Source organism: Candidatus Methylomirabilota bacterium, assembly GCA_036005065.1.
Classification (GTDB): Bacteria; Methylomirabilota; Methylomirabilia; order Rokubacteriales; family DASRDR01; genus DASYQW01.
In genome coordinates, this window is sequence record DASYQW010000399.1 from 1 (window position 1) to 24,271 (window position 24,271).

Below are 24,271 nucleotides of genomic sequence, written 5' to 3' on the forward strand. Positions count from 1 at the left end.
CGGTCCCGACCGTCAGCGCGAGAACCAGGCCCGCCCGCCTCATAGATAGAATTCGAGGTCCTGGGGCGGATGGGCGAACTTCCGCACCTTCGACTGCGCCAGGCCGAGCGCGACGAGCCCCTCGGCCACCTTCACCCCCACCGCCACCGGGTCCAGCACCGGAACGCCGGCTAGCCGCGAGAGCTCGGCGTCGTAGCCGCAGAGACCCGCGCAGGCCAGGATCACCACCTCGGCCCGGTCGTCCGCCACCACCTGCTGGATCCGGGCCTCGAGCTGGCGAAGCGCCTCCTCGCGGTTGGTGACGCATTCCTCCACGTTCATGTTGATGGCGCGGACCGATGCGCACTTGGCCTCGAAGCCGTAGAGCCGCACCAGGTCCTGCTGATAGGGGACGAACTGCTCGAGCATCGTCAGGGTGGTGAAGCGGTGACCGAGGAGGCAGGCCACCGCCATGGACGCCTCGGAGATGGAGACCACCGGAACGTCGAGGGCCTCCTTGAGCGCGTCGATCCCGACCCGGCCGAAGCCGGCCAGGACGACCGCATCGGGCCGATGGACCTTCACGGCCTCCAGGCAGGTCCGGATCATGTAGGCCCCGGAGAGGTAGTCGCCGAGCGCGGAGTCGATGTTGCGGGTGCCGCCCTTGGTCGTGACGCTCACGAGCTCCGTCCCCGGCGCCGCGCCCCGCCGGGCCGATTCCATGATCGCCGCCGTCACCGTTTCCGAGCTGTTCGGATTGATCACCAGGAGCTTCATCGCGTCCTCCTCTCCGCGAGGCCGGCAAGCCACCCGCCATCTTAGCCCCGACCCTTCGCCCGCGTCCACGCCGGGCTTGCACCGCCGGGACGCCCTGGTCTACCATCCCGTTGCCGGCAGCCAACCTCCTGCGCGTGACGTTCACACGAGCCATCGAGATGGCCCGAGGAGGCATGCACGATGCACAGGCGAACCGTCTTCCCTGCCCGGATGACCCGGCGTGACGTGTTGAAGCTGGCGGGCGCCGCGACGGCTTCCACGCTCGGCTTCCCCACCGTCGCTCGCGCCCAGAGGAAGGAGATCGTGGTCGGCGGCGCCGCCAGCCACAAGGCGTTCATGGACCCGACCGTCGTCCCCCTGTTCGAGAAGAAGTACAACTGCAAAATCATCTTCGAAGGCACCAAATCCCTGACCAACCTCGAGAAGATGGTCTCCAACAAGGCCAAGCCCTACCTGTCGGTCGTGATGATGGACGATCCCGTGCTGCTGCTGGCGGTCAAGGAAGACGTGATCGAGAAGCTCACGCCGGCCCGGGTGCCGAATCTGTCGAAGCTGAAGCCGGCGGCGATCCACATGGACGGCATGTGGGTGAACTATCAGCAGCCCTACGCCGGGATCGCCCACAGCACGGACCGGGTCAAGGGCGGCGTGGCTTCGTGGACCGAGCTGTGGGATACGAAGTACAAGGGCAAGGTGATCGTCCCGTCGCTGCAGAACACGGAAGGGCTGGCGAATCTGTTCATGGCGGCTCACCTCGAGACCGGCAAGCCGCTCAAGGAGGCTCAGTACCAGATGGATGCCGCCTTCCGGAAGCTCAAGGCGCTCCGGCCGAATCTCCTGACGGTCTACACGCAGATGCCCCAGGCCTTCAACCTGCTCGAGCAGGGCGAAGCCTGGATGATCGGGGGCGCCCTCTCCTCGTATGCCATGGAGCGGAAGCGGAACAAGGCGCCCCTCGACATGGCCGCTCCGAGGGAAGGGGTGATGGCGATGCCGTCGGGGATCGCCCGGGTGAAGAACGGACCGGAGCCCGAGCTCAGCTACGCCTTCATCAACGAGATGCTCGGCGTGGAATACCAGGCGATCCTGTCCGAGGCGGCGGCTGCCCTCCCCACCAACACGGCAGCGCCCGTCCCGGCCGGCCTGCCCAAGGTCGAGGTGTTCGTGCCCGACTGGGCGTTCGTCGCGACCGAGCGCAAGGGATGGGTGGAGCGCTGGGACAAGGAGATGGCCATCTAAGCTCAAAATCGGAGGGGGTGTCGGAACACCCCCTCCGAAACCTCCCCCGAGGATCGTTGCGGCGGCAAAGCCGCCGCTCGGAGCGAGACATCCGGTGGCGGGGTGGTCAGGCATGAGTCGAGCGCCATATCCCGCGCACTTCTTCACGGACTTTGCCGCTGACCGGCGGCCGACGCTGGCCGCCGGAGGAGGGTGCTCACATGAACGCGACACGTCCATCCCCCTACCGCATTTCCCGCCGTGAGGTCCTGCAGCTCGCGGGGGCGGCCGCCGCGGCCTCGGTCGTCGGCGTCCCCGCCATCGGTCGGGCCCAGACCCGGGAGATGGTGATCGGCGGCGCCGCCGGTCACAAGGTCTTCATGGACCCGGTCATTCCGCTGTTCGAGAAGAAGTACAACTGCAAGATCATTTACGAGGGCACCCGATCGCTCGTGAACCTGCAGAAGATGCAGTCGAACAAGGACAAGCCCTATCTTTCCATCGTGCTCATGGACGACCCGGTCATGATCATGGCCATGGAGGAGGGGCTGCTCGACCGGCTCACCGCCGACAAGGTCCCGGCCCTGAAGAAGCTCAAGCCGGCCGCCATCCACATGGACGGCATGTGGGTCAACTACCAGCAGCCATGGACCGGCATCGGCTACAACACCGACCGGCTCAAGGGCGGGGTGGACTCCTGGACCGCGCTGTGGGACGGGAAGTACAAGGGCCGGGTGGTGGTGCCCTCGCTGCAGAACACCGAGGGCCTCGGCGTCTTCTGGATGGCGGCCCACCTGGAGACGGGCAAGCCGCTCAAGGACGCCCAGTACGAGACCGACGCGGCCTTCAAGAAGCTCCGGGCCCTGAAGCCGAACCTGCTCACCATCTACACGAACATCCCCCAGGCCTTCAACCTGCTCGAGCAGGGGGAGGCCTGGATGATCGGGAGCGCCTTCTCGATCAACACCTTCGACCGGAAGCGCAAGGGGGCGCCGGTCGACCTGTCGGCGCCGAAGGAGGGGACCTTCGCCATGCCCTCCGGGATCGCCAAGGTCAAGAACGGCCCGCAGCCGGAGCTCAGCTACCAGTTCCTGAACGAGTTCCTCGGTCCCGAGTACCAGAAGATCACCGCCGAGCTCGCCGCCGCGCTCCCGACGCACGTGGACGCGCCCGTCCCGCCCGGGATGCCGAAGAGCGAGCCGTTCGTCCCCGACTGGGCCTTCGTGGCCAAGCACCGCAAGGACTGGGTCGAGCGCTGGGACAAGGAAATGGGGGCGTGACGCGGTCCGCGAGCGCGGACCGGCTCACCGAGGTGCCCTCGAACGAGCTGGGGGGTCGGGTCCGGCAATGGGACCGGGCCGAGACCCGAGCAGCCCTAGGACGCAGGGAGGAGGCGGGCCGAGGCGTATGCCGCATACGTTGAGGCCCGCCGACGACCGAGGACGACGGGATGCGACGGGGATCGGCCCGGACCGGCTCACCGAGCGCCGGGAGCCCCCCTCCGCCGCGGAAGGGCTCGCCTACCTCGACGTCGCGGGCGTTCACAAGCGGTTCCGGGAGACGATCGTCCTGGTGGGCCTCGACCTCCAGGTCCGGGCCGGCGAGTTCGTCTCCCTGCTCGGGCCCTCGGGCTGCGGCAAGACCACGCTCCTGCGAGTCATCGCCGGCCTCTTACCGGCTGAGCGCGGCCTGATCCGGCTCGACGGCGTCGACCTCACGCGGCTGCCCGCGCACAGGCGCAACATCGGTGTCGTCTTCCAGAACTATGCCCTCTTCCCCCACCTGACGGTGGCCGAGAACGTGGCCTTCGGCCTGCGGGCCCGCGGCCGGCCGGCGCCGGAGATCGTCGAGACGGTGGCCCGGGCGCTGGCGCTGGTCCGGCTCTCCGAGTACGGGGCGCGCTCGATCTTCGCGCTGTCGGGCGGCCAGCAGCAGCGGATCGCCGTGGCCCGCGCGCTCGCGGTGAAGCCCAAGCTCCTGCTGCTCGACGAGCCGCTCTCGGCGCTGGACCGGAAGCTCCGCGAGACCATGCAGATGGAGCTGCGGCACCTCCTGCGGGACCTCGGCATCACCGCCATCTTCGTCACCCACGACCAGGACGAGGCGCTGGTCATGTCCGACCGCATCGCCGTCATGAACGCCGGCCGTATCGAGCAGTTCGACGCCCCTGCCGCCATCTACACCCGGCCGGCGACGCCGTTCGTCCTCGACTTCGTCGGCATGTCCACGCGACTCCACGGCACCGTGTCGCAGGCCGACGGCGGCGAGATCCTGGTCGACACGGCGGTGGGACGGGTCCGGGCCCGGGCCCGGCTGGCTCCCGGCACGCGCGTCCTCGTCGCGGTGCGGCCGGAAGAGCTGCGGCTCGGTCCCCCGCAGGGAAACCGGGACAACGCGGTGGAGCTCCGCGTCCGCGACCCGGTGTTCCTCGGCTCGAAGCTGATCCTCCACTTCCAGGCCCCGGAAGGGGACCGGGCCGTCGCCGAGCTGCCCCCCGCGGCCGGGAACGGCCTCGCCCCGGGTGACCGCGTCACGGTCAGCTGGGACGTCGCCGTCACCATGGTCTATCCCGCCGCGTGACGACGGCGACCCGCCCGGCAGCCCTCCCGGTCGGCCTCGCGGCCGAGCGCCTCCGCGACCGCTTCGACCCGATGTCGCTGCTGGCCGTGCCGGGCACGGCCTATCTGTTCGTCGCCTTCGGGGTCCCGCTCGGTCTCCTCCTGCTGAGCAGCGTCTACAGCGCCGACGGGTTCAGCCTGGCGAACTACGTCCGGTTCTTCCGGGACCCCTTCAGCTGGACGGTCATGTGGAACACGCTCAAGGCGGCGCTCCTGACCACGCTGCTCTGCCTCCTGGCCGGGTATCCCGCGGCCTTCGCGCTGGCCCGGGCTGGCGGTGTGCTCCAGACCCTTCTCCTGGTGGCGCTGATCCTGCCGCTGTCGGTCGGAGTGGTCGTGAAGGCTTTCGCCTGGACGATCCTGCTGCGGAGTGACGGCATCGTGAACCAGCTCCTGCTCCTCCTGCGCCTCGCCGACGAGCCCGTCCGCTTCCTCTTCACGCAGACCGGGCTCGTCCTGGGCGCGGTCAACGTCTTCCTCCCGTTCATGGTGCTGCCGATCTTCGCGGTGGTGAAGCTGATCGACCCGCGCCTCGGCGAGGCAGCGGCCACGCTGGGCTCGAGCCCCGCCCACCGGTTCCTCCACGTGACGCTGCCGCTGTCGATGCCGGGGGTGATCGCGGGCGTGGCGTTCGTCTTTTCCATGTCGGTGTCCATGTACGTGATCCCCACGCTGTTGATCGGGGACCGGTACAAGACGCTCTCGATCCTGATCGCCCGGTCGTTCCTGTTCATGCGCGACCGGGCACTGGGCTCGACGGCCGCCGTGGTGCTGCTGCTGATCGCCGTCGGGGTGGTCGTGGCCAGCGCGGCGCTGACCCGCAGCCCGCAGGCGAGCCGCTGATGGGCATCGAGCGGGTCGCCGCGGTCACGATGTGGACGGTCATGGCCGCCGTCGTCCTGATCCTGCTGTCGCCACTCATCGTGACGGTGGCCGTGTCCTTCAGCTCGTCGCCGGTCTTCAATCTCCCGCCGCCCGAGTGGTCGCTCAGGTGGTACCAGCGGACGATGACCCGGGAGAGCCTGTGGGCGTCCGTGCGACTGTCGGTGGAGATCGCCCTCCTGTCGACCGGGGTCTCCCTGGTGCTCGGCACCTTGTGCGCGATCGCGGTGGCGCGGGGGACCTTCCCGGGGAAGACCGCGGTGGTGACTTTCATGGTCTCCCCGCTCATGATGCCGGGCCTCGTCCTCGGCGTGGCGATCCTGCAAGCCTTGCGGGAGGTCGGCCTCCGCGACGCCTGGGCCGGGCTCCTCATCGGGCACGTGGTGATCACCCTCCCCTACGTGACGCGCACCGTGCTGGCCAGCCTGTCGCTCTTCGACTTCACCCTCATCGAGGCGGCCCGGACGCTCGGCTCCTCGTACCCCCGCTCGCTGCTCAAGGTCATGGTGCCGGTGCTGGCGCCGGCTTTCCTCACCTCGGGCCTCTTCGCGTTCCTGGCCTCCATGGACAACTACCCGATCTCGATCTTCCTCATCGACGCCCGTAACAAGACCCTGCCGATCCTGATGCTCCAGTACCTGGAAGAGAATCCGGACCCGACCATCGCCGCCGTCTCCTCGGGGTTGATCCTGCTCACCATCGTCGTCCTGCTGCTCGCCGATCGCCTGGTGGGCCTCCGCCGCCTGGCCGACTTCTGAGCGGCGGCGCCGAGTATGGTCCTCGGTAGCTCCCCTCCGAGCCTTGACATGCGAAGGTGAGGGATGCCTCACCGCCGGCGCGAGCCGGCTCAGCCGCCGTAGAGCAGCGATCCCGGCGTCGTCAGCCGCTCGCCCGTCTCGAGCAGCGTCTTCAGGCCGGAGAGGATCATCGGCCAGCCGCCGTAGAGCTCCTTGTTGGCGTCCTCGCGAAGCTCGTCGTGGGTGACGGTCAGGCGGCTGGAGTCGCCGACCGGCTCGATCTCCCAGGTGACCCTCGAGGTTCCCTCGCGCTTCACGTCCTCGCTCCAGAGCGCCCTGAAGCTCTGGACGAGCCGGCGCGGCGGGTCGACCTCGAGATTCTCGCCCTCCGCCAGGAGCCCGGGGGCGCGCGGGTGACTCGCCTCGTAGCGCGAGCCGGGTGTCCAGTCGGATCTCACCTGCATGCCGAAGGAGTACCGGCTCCTCATCTCGCGGTCGGTGATCGCTTCCCAGAGGCGCTCCGGGGTCGTCTTGATATAGATCTCGAAGACCTTCTCCATGCGTTCCTCCAGTCCGCGCTTGAGCCCGCTGAGCGCTGCGGCCCAGACGAACGTCTGCCCTCCGATGGTTCTCCGAGACGCGCCGTGCAGCGAGAATTGGATGGCGCGCACGGCGTAGCCCCGCGTGTCCTGCTCCGCGGCGTACTCGAGGCCAAAGGGGAGGACGTCTCCGGGCCGGAGCTTGAGATGCGGAATTCCCGCGGCGACGTCGAGCACCCGAAACACGCCGTGCCCCAGGTCCTCGAGGAACGGCCGCTCGCCCCGGTGTTCACGAAGCCTTTCGAGCGCGATACCCTTCGGCGTGAGCAGAAGCCGGGCGCTCCCCGGATTGACGGGCCTGGCCGACGCATCCAGGAGCTCAAATGCGATCTGAACGTCCATGTCGCGCTCCGTGTAGTTGGCGACGACCATGTGACCGAGCTGCATCTTGCCGATGGGCACGATGTGGATGTTGCGCCAAGCGACCTTGCTGAGATTCAGCACATTCTGCTGGAGATTCGGGCCCTGAAATCCCTCGAACTCCGGCGACGCCGGCGTGGCGATCTGGGCCAGCAGGCAGAAGTGGCCGTCGTTGCCGTAGTTCGCGGGATCGGGCGCGGCCGCCCAGACGAAGACATTCAGCTGGCTCTGTCCAGGCGCGATCGCCGCCACTGATTGCGACGGCGCAACGGTTCCACCGTCCAGGGCAACCGTGCCATCCCACGGCGCGGGCCACGACAAACCGGTTTTCGCCTTGGCCCAGTAGAGCCTGACGATCTCGCCGCCGCCACTCGCCGACAGGCCTTTGTTGTTGATGCGCACATACACGTAGCATTGCGACCCGCCGATGATGGGCTCGCCGACGGTCAGGCCATCGTTGTTCTGCCTGACCCAGACGTCGATGCTTTCCCAGGCGACGGAGGTCGTGGTGTTGGGTTCGACTCCCGGGTCGGCCGCATTGTCCCGAATGTAGAGGACGGGCGCCTTGGTATTGACCAATGCAATGCCGCCATTCCCGGGATCGGTCGACACGATGTCGAGATCGTTGGCGGCCGTCGACGTCCCGATCGCGGCAATCGTCGCGATGTCATACCCGCGACCTTTGCCGGCCTTCTCCTCGTTGACGAAGATGCGCCCAGCCGCACGGTCCACCTGCAAGCCGCCGAACTGCGGCCGCGCCCCAAGATCGTTGCTGAGATTCGGTACCTGGTAGATAGAGAAGTCGCTGTTGCTTTGGGCGAGCGCCGGTGTGAAGGTTCCTCCCGGCGCTGTCGCCAGTACGGCCGTCTGGATCGCCGGCGCCAGCTGGACCAGCGACGTGCGCAGGTTTTGGACGCCTCCCGCGCCGCCGTCGTTGTTGTTGGCGACCCACAGGTTTCCGGCGGCGTCGAAATCGAGCCCTTCCGGCTCGGCGAACAGGTGGCTGGAGTTTCCGTTCAACGCGGCGTTCGTGTTGGCCACGGGGATGGCCGCATTCAGGTTCGCCAGCACATGGTAGGTGTTGGTGCCACCGAGATTCGCCGCGTCGAAGACGACGAGACGGTGATTCTTGTAGTCGCTGACCCAGAGGTTGCCCGCGGCGTCGAAGGCGAGGTTGGCGAAATAGGAGGTCGCTCCGGCGTTGCCCAGATCGACCCGCGTCGCGTAGTTGTCGACTGCCGCACCCGCTGCGCCCGGGTAGGCCTTGGCCGTGCCGGTGTATCTGAAGATGTGGTTGTCCAGAAAATCACCCTCGGCCGCGTAGAGATTGCCTGTCGAGTCGAAGGCCATGCCGACGTAGTCATTGCCGTCCAGGGTGAACACGAAGGTCCGGGCGATCGCCTGTTCGGGCTGCGTCAGGTAATTCGGTACTTTGAAAATGCACTGCGAGTTGAACGAGCTGTTCGCGATGAACAAATCGTTGCCGTTCAACGCACACGCATTCGCCCTGGCGGTCTTGCCGGGAATGAGCGACGTCAGCACCGTCTGAACATTGATCGTGTAGGGCGGTCGTGGAACCGTGGCGAGTGTCACAGGATCGGCGATGTACGATTTGACCAGCGCATTCGTATATTCCGGTACGACAAGCGGCTTCGTCAGTTGGATACTCATATCGAGTCTCCTCAGTACCTTTAGACGAACTCTGCCGCGCGTCTGCCCACGTTCGCGCAGCCCGGACCGGCGGCGCCCGTGATATTCGCCGTCAAGTCCGTGGTGAACCAGAGCTCATAGGTCCCCTCGTCGATCAGCAGCGACAGGACCGGTGAGCCGGAGTTCTTCACGTTCTGGTTGTAGGGATCGTCCCCGTGATCGAGATATAGGTGCTCGGTCACGAAATATGCCAGCTCGTGGCCGCAGACCCACACCGGCTGCACCGGGATGTTGACGGCGCGGAGCACGGCACCGAGGAAACCGACGCTGCCGTGGCAGCCGGCCGTCCAGTGCCGCACGCCCATGCCTGGATTGTTCGCGTCGACCGTCCCGTTCACGATCTTCGAAAGCGGTGGATAGCCGCGATACTGCCAGATCGCGTTGAAGTTGGCGAACGTGTCCGTGCCGTAGAAGTGGACCATGTTCTGCCGCATCCACTGGAGCACGTTGCCGATCGTGTCGAGGCGCGTGGCGCCGATGAGTCCCGCCTGTTTGAGCCACGGATACGTCCACATCGGCGGCGCGAACGCGGTCTTCGGCAGGTTGGCCTCGCGCTTGGCGGGAACGTATGCCGAGTACGTTCCCATGCCGTAGTACGTGCCAAAGATATTCCACGCCATCGTCGTGCTGTCGAGCAGATACCGCAGGGCCTCGTCGCTGTAGGTGAGGATACTCCACGGCAGCCGCCCCTTCCGCTGCGCGGCCAGCGTAAAACCGACGTGGGCGATGTACAGCTTCCACATGTACGCCGGCGTGACGGACTGTATCGCGGTGACGGTGTCCAGGTTCACGTTGGGATTCACGTTCACCGGCCGGTCGGTGAGGCCGTTGGGATCGATCGACTTCGGGTAGGCGCCGCACTCGAACCACACGCACGCGTCGCGGTAGGCGTTGATCAGATCGGTCTGCCGAGCGGGCGCCCAATTCGGCCACGCGATCTTGTGGCTCTGCGTCGGCGCGGCGTACGCGTTCGAGGTGCTCGCGGGCAGGTGCTGCCACTGGATCGCGTTGGCGACATTCGGATGCCGCGTCAGCCAGGTGGACAGGCTGGGCTGCGCTTTCGTCCGGACATACCGGTAGAGCCGCCAGCGGCAGGGGTCGAGGAAGTCAGACAACGACCACGGCATGGCTGAGGCTAGGTCATTTCGGGGGGGTCTGGGAAGACCCCCCCGATGCCCCCCCTCGGTTGCGGCGGCAGAGCCGCCGCTCGGAGCGCTGCTCGACGCATCGCCCGCGCGGGGCGAGTTGCCGGGTTACTCCGATACACGCCTAGGCCGCATCAACGCACCCCGAAGAGTCCGATCCAGTGGCGGGCGATCTCGTCGCGGCGGGCGAACCAGACCCGGCCCCGGTCGCGCATGTGGGTGATGACGCGCTCGAGCGCCCCGATGCGCCCGGGCCGCCCGATCATCCGGAGGTGGAGACCCACCGACAGCATCTTCGGGGCCGTGGCCCCTTCCCGCCACAGGCAGTCGAAGGCCTCGGCGACGTACTCGACGAAGTCGCCCGCCGTGACGAACCGCTGCACGCCCTGATGGAAGTGCATGTCGTTGGTGTCGAAGCTGTACGGGACGACCAGGTGCGGCCGGCCGGCCACGGTCACGAAGAAGGGCAGGTCGTCCGAGTACGCGTCACTGTCGTAGAGAAACCCGCCGTCCTCGACGAGCAGGCGGCGGGTGTTCGGGGACGGGCTCGAGCGCGTATGCCAGCCGACCGGCCGGAGCCCCGTCGCGTGCCGGATGGCCTCGACCGCCCGGGCGATCCGGGCGCGCTCCTCGGCCTCCCCCAGGCCGGCGTGGGACTCCCACCGATAGCCGTGCGCCGCCACCTCGTGGCCCCGGCGGACGGCGTCGGCGGCCAGCCACGGCGAGAGCTCGACCGCCCGGCCGCAGGCGTGGAGCGTGGCCCGCACTGAGACGCGGTCGAGGGCGTCCATGACCCGCCAGTATCCGGCGCGGGTGCCGTACTCGAAGTGACTCTCCATGCAGGCGTCGGGCACGCCCACGACCTCGTCGGTGACCTCGTAGACGGCCTCGTTCCGCTCGTCGCCCGCCGACAGCGCCAGCTCGGCGCCCTCTTCGACGTTGACGACGATGGACACCGCCACCCGGGCCTCACCCGGCCAGCGGGCGTGGGGCGGCTGGCCGCCGTAGCCGAAGAAGTCGCGGGCCATCAGGCTTGGGGGGGGGCGACGAGGCGGTCCTTGACCCGGATGTCGCAGTCGACGGCGTCCGCGGTCACGCCACGATCCGGGTGCCGGCGTCGCCCTCGATCGCCGTCCGCACCCGATCGAGCGACGTGATGATCGCCTCGCGCCCGCCCGCCTCCACGAAACGCACCCCCGCCTCCACCTTCGGGCCCATCGACCCCGGCGGGAACTCACCGGCGGCCAGGAGGGCGCGGGCCTCGGCCACCGTGAGCCGCTCGATGCCGATCTCCTGGGGCGTGCCGAAGTTGACGGCCGCGCGCTCGACGGCCGTCAGGATCAACAGGCGCTCGGCGCCGAGCGCGGTGGCCAGCGCCTCGGTCGCCAGGTCCTTCTCGACGACGGCCTCCACTCCCCGGTAACCGCTCGGCGTCTCCACCACCGGGACGCCCCCGCCGCCGCAGGCGATGGCGACCGCGCCGGCCTTCGAGAGCCGGCGGACCAGCTCGACCTCCAGCACGCCCAGCGGGCGGGGCGAGGCCACGACCCGCCGGAACCCGCGCCGGGCCTCCTTCACGAGGATCCAGCCCTTGGCCCGCGTGAGCTGCTTCGCTCGCGCCTCCGTGTAGTAGGGACCGATCGGCTTGGTCGGCCGGGAGAACGCCGGGTCGTCGGGATCGACCACCACGCGCGTGATGACCGTGGCCACCGGGACGTCGAGGCCGCGCGCGCGGCAGAGGTTGCCGAAGACCTGCTGCATCGCGTACCCGATCGATCCCTGCGTCTCGGCGCCGCAGAGATCGAGCGACAGCGGGGGGACGGTCCGCTGCGCCAGCTCCATCCGGAGGAGCTCGTCGCCCACCTGGGGCCCGTTGCCGTGGGTGAGCACCAGCCGGAACCCGGCGGCGACCACCTCGACGAGAGGGGGCAGGCTTCGCGCGAGGGCGCGGAACCACTCGTCCGGCTTGGCCACGCCACCCGGCTCGCGCAGCGCGTTGCCGCCGATGGCGACGACGAGGAGATGAGGGTCGCGCCCCTCAGGCATCCACCGCCCCGCCGGCCTCGGTGTCCCCGGCCAGCCGTGTCGCCAGCGCCTCCAGCGCGGCGGTGAAGCAGCCGAGCGGCGCCCGCACGACCCCGGCGCCGACCTGCCCGGTGCCGGGCTTTCGCCCCGCGATCCCGGTATTGATGAGCGGGGTGATCCCGGTCGCCACCACCCGGCGGACGTCGATGCCGAGGGGTGCCCCGCGATCCTGCTGGGCGGGGATGCGGAAGTGCGGGTGCTCGCCGAGCGTGATCTCCCGCATCTCGTCCGTGATACGGAGGGCCTCGGCGAGCCCGCCGGCCCCCACGAAGCGGGCCACGGCCGGCGAGGCGGCCATGGCCATTCCGCCGAGCCCGACGGTCTCGACGATGGCCGAGTCGCCGATGTCCGGGTTCGCGTCCGGCGGCCCGAAGCCGGGGAAGAAGAGCCCGTCCGGCGTGTTGACGGGGGCGGTGAACCACCGGCTGCCGCAGCCCCCCACCCGGATCCCGAATTCCGTGCCGTTCCGCGCCATGGTGGCCACCACGCTGGCGCGCGGCACCGCGAGGGCCGGCTCGGCGGCGGCCTTGGCCGCCGCCATGGCGAGGTTGAGGAAGAACTGGTCGTTACCGGCGATGAAGTCGACGAGACGCGCCAGCGCCGGGCCGGCGGCCTCCCGGACGAGGGCCGGAAGGAGGGCGCGCACGAACAGGGACGAGGCGGCCACATTGCGCTGGTGCATCTCGTCGCCCATCCAGAGCGCCTGGCCCATGAGGGGCCGGAGCTCGAGGCCCCCCAGGCGGCGGAGCGTGCGGCCGAGCAGCGGGCCCGCTTCGTCGCGGAGCCACGCGAGTCGCTCGAGGACGGGCGCGTCGCTGGCGCCGAAGCGGAGGACGCGCCCGAGCCCCTCGTTGATGGTGACCGCCGCCCGGGCGCCGAACGTCCGCTCCTCGACGACGAACACCGGCATCGAGGGCGTGATGAGTCCGGTCATCGGGCCCACCGCGCCCCGGTGATGACAGGGCTCGAAGCGGACGTCGCCCCGCGCCGCCATCCGCGCCGCCTCACCGTCGGTGACCGCCCAGCCCTCGTGGCGGAGGGCGCCCACCACCGCTCCCTGGAGCATCGGGCACATGGCGTCCCAGGCGATCGGCGGCCCCGCGTGGAGGACGGTGCCGGCCTCGAGGGAGAGCGCCTCCGCGGCTGGCCGGCAGTCCACCAGGACCGGTTGGGCCTCGCCGAGCCGCCGCAGCGCCTCGGCATTGGCGGCCTTCACGCTCATCGCCCTCACTCCGCCGGCGGGGCCTCGGGTGGCGCGGTCGACCCGATGCCCCGCGCCCCCAGGCTGTCCCGGGACTCCAGCTCCGCGTCCCCCGCCGTCCGGTAGTGGGCGAGGGCGGCCTCCACCCCGGCTCCCGGCGCCGCCCGCCAGCCCTCGCGACGGAGGACGGCTTCGAGCGCCACCAGGCACAGGAGGACGTTCTCGCGACGCGCCGAGTAGCCGAGTGTCCCGATGCGCCAGATCCGGCCCTGGAGCGGCCCGAAGGCCGCGCCGATCTCGATCCCGAAGTCCTGGAGGAGGCGCTGGCGCACGCGGAGCTCGTCCACACCCTCCGGCACCACGACCGGTGTGAGCATCGACAGCCGGTGGGCCGGCGGCTCGGCGCCGAAGAGCTCGAGCCCCAGCGCGGCGAGGCCGGCCCGGAGGGCGTCCCCGTGCAGGCGATGGCGCTCGAAGCGGGCCTTGAGCCCCTCGACCCGCACCGCCCGCAACGCCTCCCGGAGTCCGTAGACCATCGCGGTCGGCGCCGTGTGGTGGTTGAAGCGCGCCGGGCTCCAGTAGCTGGCGAGCTGCGCGAGGTCGAGATAGTTCGACTGGACCTTCCGCCGGCGGCCGCGGAGCACCGCCTCCGCCCGGGCGTTGTAGGTGAGGGGGGCCAGGCCCGAGGGACAGCTCAGACACTTCTGGGTCCCGCCCACCACCACGTCGAGGTCCCAGCCGTCCGTCGCCACCTCGGCGCCCCCGAGGGTCAGCACGGCGTCGACCACCAGCAGCGCCTCGTGGGCACGGGCCAGCCGCGCGATCTCGGCGAGCGGCTGGAGGACGCCGGTGGACGTCTCGCCGTGCACCATCGCGACCAGCTTGGTCCGGCCGCCGGCGAGCGCGCGGGCGACGGCGTCGGGCTCGACGATCCGCCCCCACTCCGCCCGGACCGGCACGACCTCGGCCCCGCAGCGCTCGGCGATCTCACCGAAGAGCAGGCCGAACCGCCCGCACTCCCCGACCACCACCCGGTCGCCCGGCTCGACGAAGGACGCGAGGGCCGCCTCCAGACCCGCCCGCCCGGTGCCCGAGACCGGGAAGGCGCGCGGGTTCGCCGTCTGGAACGCGAAGCGCGAGAGCTCCATCACCTCGTTCATCACCACCGTGAACTCGGGGTCGAACTGGCCGACGAGCGGCGTGGCCATCGCCCGGAGCACCCGCGGATCGGCCATGCTGGGACCCGGACCCAGGAGGATGCGCGGACTCGGCGCGAGATCCGCGTACTCGTCAGGCATGGGCCAGCTCTTTTCCGCGGCGCGGCAGGAGTCGCCCGTCCGGCAATCCCTCGATCCGGCCCGTCCGATACACGACCCGGCCGCGGCTCACGGTCACCACGACCGCGCCCCGGAACGTCCGTCCCACGTACGGGCTGTGCGGATGCCGGTACCAGAGGTCGGCCGCCTCGAGCCGGAACTCGCGATCGAGATCGACCAGTGCCAGGTCGGCGTCTGCCCCGACCGCGATCTGGCCCTTCCGGGGAAAGAGCCCGAAGCGGCGAGCGGGATTCGTGGCCGTCACCTCGACGAGGCGGCCGAGGGGGACCCGGCGGCCCCAGTAGCCCTCCGTCAGGAGCACCGGCAGCGTCGACTGGGCGCCCGAGATACCGCCCCAGGCCGCGAAGAAGTCGTCCCCGGGCGGCGCCTTGAGGGCCGGCGGCGCCGGCGAGTGATCGGAGACGACCATGTCGATGACCCCCTCGGCCAGTCGCTGCCAGAGGCCCTCCACCTCGGCCGCCCCGCGCAGAGGCGGCGCGCACTTGGCTACCGGACCGAGGCGCACCACGTCGTCCTCGGTGAGGGTCAGGTAATGGGGACACGTCTCCACCGTCACGTCGGTCCCCACCCCCCGCCAGCGCCGGGCGGCGTCCACGCCCTGAGGGCTCGAGACGTGCAGGACGTGGAGCCGCGCGCCCGCTTCGGCGGCGAGACAGGCCGCCCGGGTGATGGCCTCGACCTCCGCCACGATCGGCCGGGAGCGGCAGTAGTCGCGAGCTCCGCAGCGGCCCTCGGCCCGGGCCCGCGCGGCGAGGCCGCCGGTCATCACGTCGCTCTCGGCGTGGACGCCGACCGGCACGCCCGTCCCCGCGGCGGCGACCAGCCCCTCGTAGAGGGCGAGGTCGTCGACGGCCGGGTAGTCGTCCACCCCGCTCGCCGACATGAAGGCCTTGAAGGCCACCACGCCCAGCGCCGCCAGCTCCGGAAGCTCCCGCCGGTTGTCCGGGACGAGACCGCCCCACAGGCCGAAGTCGACGAGCGCCGTCCCGGTCGCCCGGGCGACCTTGCGCTGAAAGGCCGCTGCGCCGGTGGTCGGTGGCGTGCTGTTGAGCGGCATGTCGCAGAAGGTCGTCACGCCGCCGGCGGCCAGGGCCCGGCTGCCGGTGGCGAACCCCTCCCAGTCTTCGCGTCCCGGCTCGTTCAGGTGCACGTGCGGGTCGACGAGCCCCGGCAGCACGTGGAGTCCGGTGGCGTCGAGCTCGACGGCCGTCTCACCGCCGAGATCGGGACCGACCTCGACGATCACGCCCGCCCGACAGGCGATGTCCGCCCGGCGCTCCCCGGCCGGCGTGACGATGGTGCCGCCGCGGACGAGCAGGTCGGCCCTACCACCCGTCACTGGCGGGGTCTCCTTTCCCGGGACGCCCGCCGCCAGGCCAGGCGGTCGATCGGGAGCGGCACCCGGTGAGCCTCGTCGATCATGGCGCGCCACAACGGCTCCAGCCGGCGGGCGATCCGGAAGCACCGCGCCTGCTCCGCCCGCAACCGCTCGCCGATGGCCTGGACTCGGTCGGCGGCGGCGATCAGGTCGGCCGTCACCACGCGCCCGTCCTCCACGACCACGCGACCGTCGACCAGCACGGTTCGCACCGCGTGGCCCGCCTCGGCGTAGACGAGCTGGGCCACGGGATCGCGGAGGGGGACGAAGGACGGCGCCCGCCGGTCGAGGAGCACGAGGTCGGCGCGCTTGCCGGGCTCGATGCTGCCGATGGCGTCGTCCCACAAGGCGCTGCGGGCGCCGCCCTCGGTGGCCATCTGGAAGGCCTCGGCCGGCGTGACCCACCGGCGATAGTCCGGGTCCGTGACGTTGTGGAGGATCGAGGCGACCTTCATCGCTTCCAGGATGCTCTGGCCGTCGTTGCTGCTGGTGCCGTCACAGCCCAGCGCCACGTTGACCCCGGCGCGGTGGAGCGCCCGTACCGGCGCGATGCCACTGGCACAGCGGAGGTTGCTGACCGGGTTGTGCACGACGGTGGCCCCCGCCCGGGCGACGCGGCGGATGTCGTCCTGATCCAGCCAGATGCCGTGCATGATGGATGTGCGCGCGGACAACACCCCCAGCCGGTCGAGATGCGCGATCATGCTCATCCCGTACTTCTTCGGGCCCTGAACCGCCTGCACGCGCGTCTCCTGGACGTGGATGACGTACGGGAAGCCGTGGTCGGCGGCGAGCCGGTGGACACCCTCGAGCAGGGTGTCGGTGCAGCGCTGCGGCGCCGAGGGGTTCACGATGAACCGGGCCAGCCCGCCCAGGCGGTCCTGCGTCCGGATGTTGCGCCGGCTGAAGGCGAGGAGCGCCCGCGCGTTTGGCACCCGGACCTGGGTGAAGCCGCGCAGGAGGGTCCGCGGGATCCGCGCCGGATCGATCGGCAGCGTATCGTAGAGTCGCCGGTCCATCACCTTGACCGAAACCCAGGCCCGGATGCCGCTGTCCCGGTACGCCTGCATGATGGCATCCACCAGCTCGTCCCGGAAGTCCCCGTACATGGAGATGTCGTCGACGACCGCTGTCACGCCGTTCCGCAGCATCTCGAGGCAGGGCAGCAGCGTCCGCCAGTAGACCTCGTCCGGCGTGCGCGGGCGCACGCCCAGCACGGGGTGGCCGTAGAGGGCCCAGATCTCCATCGGGCGGGCCGGGACGGCGCCGCGGTTGAAGGTCTCGTAGGTGTGGCAGTGGGCGTTGACCAGCCCCGGGATCACGATCCGCTCCGTCGCGTCGAGCACGCGGTCGACCCGGCTGGCCGCGCCGGGCAGGGTGCGGCCGACGGCCACGATCCGTCCGTTCTCGACCAGGACGTCCGCCCGCGGCAGGACCCGCCGGAAGGCGCCCGGCACGACCGTTCCCCCGTGGATCAAGAGTCGCATCGTCTTTAGTCGAGCTCGGGGCGGCAGCGCCGGCCGCTCGCTGCGTCCCGTCGTCCCCACGCGGCCATGTCTCGCATCAATTCCTCCCCGCCTCCTGGCTCGCGCGCGCTTCGAACACGCGACAGGCGCCGAGGTCGGCGACGGCCACCCCGACGCTGGCGCCCACGTCCGTCCCCCGCGCGCCGGCGGCGCCCGCCCGGGGGGCACTCACCCGGAGGCGCGTGCCATCGTCCAGCGTCACCTCGTACTCCATGACCGGACCCGCCGGCAGGGCGAACGTCACCCGGCCGCGCCAGCCCGCCTGGCCGGCCGGCGACGCCCCGGACAGCGTGAGGTTCTCGGGCCGGATCATGAGCACGACGCCCCGTCCGCCGACCGGCTCGGCGGGCCGCGGCACGCCCAGCTCGGTTCCCGCCACCTCTACCCGGAGTCCCGCCGGCTCGGCCGCCAGCAGCGTGGCCGGCAGCAGGTTCGCCGTACCGATGAAGTCGGCCACGAACAGGTCGCGCGGGCAGTCGTAGATGGCGGCCGGCGCGTCGCACTGGACGATCTCTCCGTGGTTCATCACCGCCACCCGGTCGGACATCCGCATGGCCTCCTCCTGGTCGTGGGTGACGAAGATCGTCGTCATGCGGAGCGAGCGGATGAGCTGCTTCACCTCGATCTGCATCTCGACGCGCAGCTTCTTGTCCAGGGCGCCGAACGGCTCATCCAGGAGGAGCAGCACCGGCTGGACCGCCAGCACCCGGGCCAGCGCCACCCGCTGCTGCTGACCCCCCGACAGCTGATGGGGATAGCGGAGGGCGAAGCCCGGCAACTTGACGAGCTGGAGCATCTCCTCGATGCGCCGGCGCATCGCGTCACGGGGGACCTTTCGCATGCGGAGGCCGAAGGCGATGTTCTCCGCGACCGTCATGTGGGGGAACAGGGCGTAGTGCTGGAAGACGATACCGATGTTGCGGAGGTGAGGCAGGAGGTCGTTGATGACCGCGCCACGGAGCACGACCTCCCCCTCGCTGGGCGTCAGGAATCCCGCGATCGTCTTGAGGAGCGTCGTCTTGCCGCATCCCGACGGCCCCAGCAGCGTCACGAACTCTCCCGGGGCCACCGCCAGGGACACCCGGTCGACCGCCGTCACGGGCCCGTAGCGCCTGGTCACGCCGACGAGCTGGAGGTCCGGACCCGACGGCGGCACCGATGCGCGCGTCAGACCTTGACGACCCGGGACAGCCCGACCGCCCAGTGGGCCAGCAGCACGACACCGAGGGCCAGCAGCACCAGGGCGGTCGAGATGGCGGCGGCGGTCGGATCAAGGTCGAACTGGATCATCGCGAAGAGCCGGACGGGGAGCGTCTCCACTCGCGGTCCGGCCAGGAAGAGCGAGACCGTGAGGTTGTCGAACGACGAGATGAAGGCGAAGGCCGCGCCGGTGCCGATCCCCGGCAGGAGGTTCGGCAGGACGATCCACGTGAAGGTCCGCCAGGCGTCGGCGCCGAGGCTGCGGGCGGCGTCCTCCAGCGCGGGGTCGAGCAGGGCCAGGCTCGCCGCGGTCGTCCGGACCACGTAGGGCACCACGATCGCGACGTGGCTCAGGATCAGGACCGGAATCGAGAGCGGCACGCCGAGGGCCGAGACGAACATGAGCCCGGCCAACCCGTAGACCAGCGAGGGCAGGATGAGCGGCGACATCAGGAAGGCGTTGAGGGCCTCGCGACCGGGGAAGCGGCTTCGCACGAGCGGAAACGCCGCCGCCACGCCCAGGACGACGGCCAGAGCCGTGGCCGCGATCGCGATCCAGGCGCTCCGCCAGGCGGCGACCCGTACCGCCTCGAGCTCCCAGAGCCGGGCGAACCAGCGGAGCGACAGGCCCCGGGGTGGGAACGCGATGTAGTCGCTGGCCGTGAAGGAGGCCAGGATGATGATCAGCGTGGGCAGCAGGAGGTAGGCCAGGCCCGCCACGCCGAGGGCCCACATGGCGACCCAGAAGGCGGCATGCCCGACCCGGGCGCGGGCGGGACTCGGGAGCGCGCCCGTCACCTCAGGCATGCGCGGCCCCGTACCGGTACCGCCGGGCGACGGCCATCCCGACCCAGACGACGAGGAGCGCCACGACGAGCAGGATGAGCGCCGTGGTGGCAGCGGTCGCCCAGTCGAGGGTCACGATGGCCGACTGATAGATGAGGGTGGGCATCACCGTGAAGGAGCCGCCGCCGACCATGGCCGGGGTGATGAAGGCGCTGATCGTCAGCGCGAAGTTCAGGATCGCGCCGGCCATGATCCCGGGGAGGCAGAGCGGCACCGTCACCCGCCAGAAGGCGCGGGCCTGGCTGGCCCCGAGGCTGATGGCCGCCTGCTCCAGGGAGGGATCGAGCTGCTCCATCACGTTGATGAGGGGCAGCAGCATGAACGGGAGCTGCACCTGGGCCAGGGCCAGCCGGACGCCCTCGACGGTGAAGAGCAGCCGGACCGGCGCCTCGACGAGGCCACTGCCCACCAGGGCGGCGTTGATCAGCCCTTGCTTGCCCAGGATGACGATCCAGCCGAACGAGCGGACCACGGCGCTGGTGAGGAGCGGCAAGAGGGTGATGAAGAGGATGGCGAGCTGCCAGGGCGGACCCAGCCGGGTGTAGAGGTAGGCGAGGGGGAACCCGAGGACGAGCGTGATGAGGGTCACCTCGAGGCTGAGCCGGAGGCTCAGCCAGAGCGTGTCGAGGAGGAACCGGTCGCTCAGGAACCGCTGGTAGTTGGCCAGGGTCGGCCCGGACACTCCGGGCGCGCGGAAGCTCCACCAGAAGAGCATGGCCAGGGGGACCACGAAGTACACGACGAGGAAGAGAGTCGCCGGCAGCACGAGCTGCCACAGCCGCAGGTGCCGCCTCCAGACCCGCCGTCCCCCCGCCGGCGGTCGCGCCATCCCCGGCCTCATGACGCTATCGAAGTGACCGGGCGCCACGGATCGACTCACCCCGGCAGCTCGCCCCGAGCATGCGCCGCGTCGGACAGCGCTCCGAGCGGCGGCTGTGCCGCCGCAACCGAGGGGGGGCATCGGGGGGGTCTTCCGAGACCCCCCCGAGCAGCTAAACCTTGATCTCGCGGTTCCACCGGTTGATCCAGTCGGCCCGCTGCAGGTTGATCTTGTTCCAGTCGAGGACGATCAGCTTCTCCAGGTCGGCGGGGGTCGCCGGCACCAGCCCCCGGAGCTCCGGGGCGACGCTCACGCCCTGCACGACGGGGCCGAGGAAGGAGGGCGGCCCGGCCAGGAGGCGCTGGGCCTCGGGATCCAGGCCCTGGTTGATGTATTCGATCGCCAGCTCGGCGTTGGCCCCCTTGGTCACCGCGAACCAGGCCAGCCCCGCAATGCCCCCTTCCCGGGGCAGCACGAACTCCATGCCGGTCCCCTTGTACTTGAGCACCAGCGTGTTCAGGTGCCACAGGGGGGCGATGTCGACCTCGCCCCGCTCGAGCAGCGTCTGAAGGCTCGCCGGCGAGGGGGCGATCGACCCCACGCTGGGCAGGAGCGATTTCACCGCTTCGAATCCGGGCTCGATGTTGCTCTCGTCGCCGCCGCGGAGCTTGGCGAGGCTCAGGAGCGCGACGGTGCCGAGCGTGCTGGTCGGGGGGTTGAGGCCCACCCGCCCCTTGTACTCGGGCTTCCAGAGGTCCGCCCACGAGACCGGCGGCGTCTTGAGCCGCTTCGCGTTGTACGCGATCCCGACCACCGAGGCCGAGTTCGGGACGCCGAAGACGGGCTCCGCTGGGCGGTACTTCGGGAACAGCCTGGCGGCGTTGGGGACCTTGTCGAGCGGCAGCCGCTCGAAGATCCCTTCCTTGACGGCGTTGAGAAAGGGCCCGTCGTCGACCAGCGCGACGTCCACCGGCGGCCGCCCGCCGGCCGCCGCCTTGGTCCGGGCGACCAGCTCGGCGGCCAGGATGGAGACCAGCGTCACCTTGGCCCCCGTCTTCTTCTCGACCGGGGTGGCGATGGCCGCCCGGTGGGCCGCCTCCCAGGTGCCGCCGTACGTGTTGGCGATCAGCTCCTTCTCGACGCCGAAGACGGGCGTCCGCCCCAGAAGGACCGCCCCGGTGGCTCCGGTGCCGAGCAAGAGCTCGCGTCGCGTCAGGTGTCGGTGCCTCATGGCCTCCCTCCTCAGGATCCACACGGGTGGTGGGCGATCCAGTGCCGGGCGATGTCGCCGCGCCGGCACACCCAGACGTCGTCGTGCCGATTCACGTAGTCGAGGAAACGGGCCAGGGCGGCGGCCCGTCCGGGCCGTCCGGCCAGACGCGTGTGCAGTCCGACGGACATCATCTTCGGCGCGGCGGCGCCCTCGGCGTAGAGGAGGTCGAAGGTGTCCTTCAGGTACGCGAAGAAGTCGTCTCCGATGACGAAGCCCGGCGCCGTCGCGAAGCGCATGTCGTTGGTATCGAACGCGTACGGAATGACCAGGTGAGGCGTGTCCCCGACCCGCACCCAGTACGGCAGGTCGTCGTTGTACGCATCGGAGTCGTACAGGAACCCGCCTTCCTCCACCAGCAGGCGGCGGGTGTTCAGGCTCGGGGCGTACCGGGTGAACCACCCGAGCGGTCGGCGCCCCGTCGTCGTCACGATGGAGGCGACCGCTCGGCGCACGAGCGCGCGCTCCTCATGTTCGGCCAGGCGATGGTGCCCCATCCACCGCCACCCGTGGCAACAGATGTCGTGACCGGCGGCCACGATGGCCCGCGCCGCTTCCGGGTTGCGCTCGAGCGCCAGCGCGCAGGCGCCGATCGTGATCGGGGTGCCGCGCTCGGCAAAGACGCGCAGGAGCCGCCAGAAGCCGGCCCGGCTCCCGTACTCGAAGTGGGACTCCACGACCAGGTCGCGCTGCCCGACCTCCATCGAGGCCGCGGGCGCATCCCAGCCCTCCGTCTCGCTCCGCGCGTCCCCGTCCAGGACGGAGCGTTCGGACCCCTCCTCGTAGTTCAGCAGGATCTGCAGGGCGACCCGCGCCCCGTCTGGCCACTGCGGATGGGGCGGCCGGGCGCCATAGCCGACGAGATCGCGGGGAGAGGTGGCGGTCACGACGGACGACGACTAACACAGGACCTCGCCGGACTTCAAGGGGCTCGGGGCCGCTCCTCGTCGTCTTCGAGCTCGTCCAGGAGCGCGGCCAGCCGCGGGTCGCCGCCAGCCGGGGGGCGCCAGTCGACGTGCACGACGGGGACGCCGGCCGCGTGGAGCTCGAGCGCGAAGACCTCGATCCCCAGGTTGATCACTCGCAGCGGCCGCTCGAGCAGCGCCTCGACGCTCACCACATCACCTGGTCGGCCCGGATGAGCACGAGATCATCCGATGAGTGATGACGCCAGCTCAGGCTTCAGGAGAAGGGCGGCGAAGCGCGCGGCCTGGGCGTTCGAGGGCAGCACCTCCGCCCCGGCCGCCTCCAGCGCGGCCACCTGCCCGGCGAGCCCTTGTGGGTCGCCATCGGTCCCGACAGCCGACGCGACGACGGTGAGTTCCCGTGCGTCGGCGGCCGCCGCCGCGCGGGCGTCGCGGATCGCGACGGCCAGCGGGCTCGCCGGGTCCGGGTGCGCCGCCCGGCCGAGGACCAGGTCGACCAGGAGCACGCCGAGCGCGGCATCGCAACCGGCCTCGCGGACGCGCGCGGCCCGCGCCTCGGGGTCGAGCATCGGGTGGGGACGCCCCACGGTGAACTCGTCGGCGCCGAGATCGAGGACGCGATGGGAGCCCGGGCCGAGCAGCGACTCGAGGAGCAGGTCGGCTTCGTGGGCCAGGGTGCCGCCCGTGTAGAGGCCGAGGAGGCTCCGGCCCCGGCGACCCGTCCCCGTCGACACCCGCTCGAGCCGGACCCGGACCTCCGCCGGGTCGCCGAACGGGCGCGGGGTGAAGGCGCGGTCGTGAAGCTCGGCCACGGCGGCCTCGGCCGCGTCCTCCAGCGTCGCCACCCAGCGTCCGGGTCCGGCGGGACGAGGGGGCGCGCCGAGACAGCAGACGACCGCCGGCTTCCCGAGCGCGGCCAGGGCCGCCTCGACGCGGGACAGGACCGCCGGGGCCGGTGGCTTGGAGACCAGCACCACCAGCGCCGTCCCCGCGTCACTCGCCAGCGCCTCGAGGGCCAGCCCCGTCATCAGGCCGCCGACCTCGGCCGAGAGGTCACGGCCGCCGACGCCGAGCCCGTGCGAGATCCCCTCGCCGCGGGCCGCCAGGCGCGCGGCCACCGCCTGGAGACCGGTGCCCGAGGCGGCGACCAGTCCGATGCGGCCCCGCGGCACCACGTTCGCGAAGCCGAGGCCGACGCCGGCGACGTAGGCGGTCCCGCAGTCCGGGCCCATGCAGAGGAGCCGCCGGGCGACGGCCAGGCGCTTGAGCGCGACCTCGTCGGCCACCGGCACGTTGTCGCTGAAGAGGAACACGTGGAGGCCCTGCTTGAGCGCGCGCCGCGCCTCGGCCGCCGCGTAGGCGCCGGGGACCGAGATCGCGACGAGGTTGGCGTCGGGCAGATGCCGGCGGGCCGAGTCGAGGGTGCGGGGCAGGACGCGGACGGCGGCCTCCAGCGTGTGGCGCCGGGCGGCGAAGAGCCCTTCGGCCGCCGCCAGGGCGGCGCGTGCGGCGGCGTCGCTCTCGGCGTCGACCGCGAGGACGAGGTCCCCCGGGCCGGCGCCCTTCGTCTCCGGCGTCGCCAGGCCCGCCGCCGCGAGGAGCTCGTGGTTGGCCGGCGTCCCCATGAGGGCCGCCGCCTCGCGCACTCCGGGGAGCG

The 24,271-nt window shown here is 70.8% G+C and carries 20 protein-coding genes and 1 pseudogene; 5 read left to right on the forward strand and 16 right to left on the reverse strand.

The genetic code is table 11. From position 1 onward, the window contains the following. Positions 1–39: 39 nt before the first annotated feature. A complete protein-coding gene (locus VGW35_26520) occupies positions 40–756 on the reverse strand; it encodes an aspartate/glutamate racemase family protein (GenBank protein ID HEV8311233.1) in 717 nt (238 codons plus the stop codon). 180 nt (positions 757–936) lie between these two features. On the opposite strand from VGW35_26520, the gene VGW35_26525 reads away from it, so the two are divergent. The 5 genes from VGW35_26525 to VGW35_26545 all read left to right on the forward strand — a co-directional run bounded on the left by VGW35_26525 (position 937) and on the right by VGW35_26545 (position 6,232). Beyond that, on the forward strand, positions 937–1,995 hold the full coding sequence (locus VGW35_26525; protein HEV8311234.1) for an extracellular solute-binding protein: 1,059 nt from the start codon (positions 937–939) through the stop codon (positions 1,993–1,995). Positions 1,996–2,195: 200 nt separating this feature from the next. Beyond that, positions 2,196–3,254: an ABC transporter substrate-binding protein gene (locus tag VGW35_26530; GenBank protein HEV8311235.1), complete on the forward strand. Its 1,059-nt coding sequence runs from the start codon at positions 2,196–2,198 to the stop codon at positions 3,252–3,254. Positions 3,255–3,381: 127 nt separating this feature from the next. Beyond that, positions 3,382–4,554, forward strand: coding sequence for an ABC transporter ATP-binding protein (locus VGW35_26535; GenBank protein ID HEV8311236.1), 1,173 nt, complete (start codon positions 3,382–3,384; stop codon positions 4,552–4,554). After that, complete coding sequence (locus VGW35_26540) at positions 4,551–5,435, forward strand: ABC transporter permease (GenBank protein ID HEV8311237.1); 885 nt, start codon at positions 4,551–4,553, stop codon at positions 5,433–5,435. The genes VGW35_26535 and VGW35_26540 overlap by 4 nt, the downstream gene beginning before the upstream one ends. Next, on the forward strand, positions 5,435–6,232 hold the full coding sequence (locus VGW35_26545; protein ID HEV8311238.1) for an ABC transporter permease: 798 nt from the start codon (positions 5,435–5,437) through the stop codon (positions 6,230–6,232). Before VGW35_26540 ends, VGW35_26545 begins: the two co-directional genes overlap by 1 nt. An 89-nt stretch (positions 6,233–6,321) precedes the next feature. Here VGW35_26545 and VGW35_26550 read toward each other — a convergent pair. The 15 genes and pseudogenes from VGW35_26550 to VGW35_26620 form a co-directional block, all read right to left on the reverse strand. Continuing rightward, positions 6,322–6,816, reverse strand: a pseudogene (locus tag VGW35_26550) (SRPBCC family protein). Between the two features lie 2,045 nt (positions 6,817–8,861). After that, positions 8,862–9,995, reverse strand: coding sequence for a hypothetical protein (locus VGW35_26555; GenBank protein ID HEV8311239.1), 1,134 nt, complete (start codon positions 9,993–9,995; stop codon positions 8,862–8,864). Between the two features lie 164 nt (positions 9,996–10,159). Then, entirely contained in the window at positions 10,160–11,053 is an 894-nt protein-coding gene (locus tag VGW35_26560) for a polysaccharide deacetylase family protein (protein HEV8311240.1), read from the reverse strand. Between the two features lie 64 nt (positions 11,054–11,117). Then, a complete protein-coding gene (gene arcC / locus VGW35_26565) occupies positions 11,118–12,071 on the reverse strand; it encodes a carbamate kinase (protein ID HEV8311241.1) in 954 nt (317 codons plus the stop codon). Beyond that, complete coding sequence (locus VGW35_26570; GenBank protein HEV8311242.1) at positions 12,064–13,332, reverse strand: DUF1116 domain-containing protein; 1,269 nt, start codon at positions 13,330–13,332, stop codon at positions 12,064–12,066. Before VGW35_26570 ends, arcC begins: the two co-directional genes overlap by 8 nt. Positions 13,333–13,337: 5 nt before the next feature. Further along, positions 13,338–14,609, reverse strand: coding sequence for an alanine--glyoxylate aminotransferase family protein (locus tag VGW35_26575; protein HEV8311243.1), 1,272 nt, complete (start codon positions 14,607–14,609; stop codon positions 13,338–13,340). Beyond that, complete coding sequence (gene allB / locus VGW35_26580; GenBank protein ID HEV8311244.1) at positions 14,602–15,987, reverse strand: allantoinase AllB; 1,386 nt, start codon at positions 15,985–15,987, stop codon at positions 14,602–14,604. Before allB ends, VGW35_26575 begins: the two co-directional genes overlap by 8 nt. Next, positions 15,984–17,513: an amidohydrolase gene (locus VGW35_26585; protein HEV8311245.1), complete on the reverse strand. Its 1,530-nt coding sequence runs from the start codon at positions 17,511–17,513 to the stop codon at positions 15,984–15,986. The genes allB and VGW35_26585 overlap by 4 nt, the downstream gene beginning before the upstream one ends. Positions 17,514–17,589: 76 nt before the next feature. Continuing rightward, positions 17,590–18,708, reverse strand: a complete 1,119-nt coding sequence (locus VGW35_26590) for an ABC transporter ATP-binding protein (protein HEV8311246.1) — start codon at positions 18,706–18,708, stop codon at positions 17,590–17,592. Positions 18,709–18,719: 11 nt separating this feature from the next. After that, positions 18,720–19,559 carry an ABC transporter permease gene (locus VGW35_26595; protein ID HEV8311247.1) on the reverse strand — a complete coding sequence of 280 codons (840 nt, stop codon included), beginning with the start codon at positions 19,557–19,559 and terminating at the stop codon, positions 18,720–18,722. Then, on the reverse strand, positions 19,552–20,427 hold the full coding sequence (locus VGW35_26600; GenBank protein HEV8311248.1) for an ABC transporter permease: 876 nt from the start codon (positions 20,425–20,427) through the stop codon (positions 19,552–19,554). Before VGW35_26600 ends, VGW35_26595 begins: the two co-directional genes overlap by 8 nt. Before the next feature lie 163 nt (positions 20,428–20,590). Next, positions 20,591–21,649, reverse strand: a complete 1,059-nt coding sequence (locus tag VGW35_26605) for an ABC transporter substrate-binding protein (protein HEV8311249.1) — start codon at positions 21,647–21,649, stop codon at positions 20,591–20,593. Positions 21,650–21,660: 11 nt separating this feature from the next. Continuing rightward, positions 21,661–22,575, reverse strand: a complete 915-nt coding sequence (gene puuE, locus VGW35_26610) for an allantoinase PuuE (protein HEV8311250.1) — start codon at positions 22,573–22,575, stop codon at positions 21,661–21,663. Between the two features lie 35 nt (positions 22,576–22,610). Continuing rightward, complete coding sequence (locus tag VGW35_26615; GenBank protein ID HEV8311251.1) at positions 22,611–22,805, reverse strand: hypothetical protein; 195 nt, start codon at positions 22,803–22,805, stop codon at positions 22,611–22,613. Positions 22,806–22,838: 33 nt separating this feature from the next. After that, on the reverse strand, positions 22,839–24,271 hold a 1,433-nt coding region (locus VGW35_26620), incomplete at its 5' end, for a hypothetical protein (protein ID HEV8311252.1).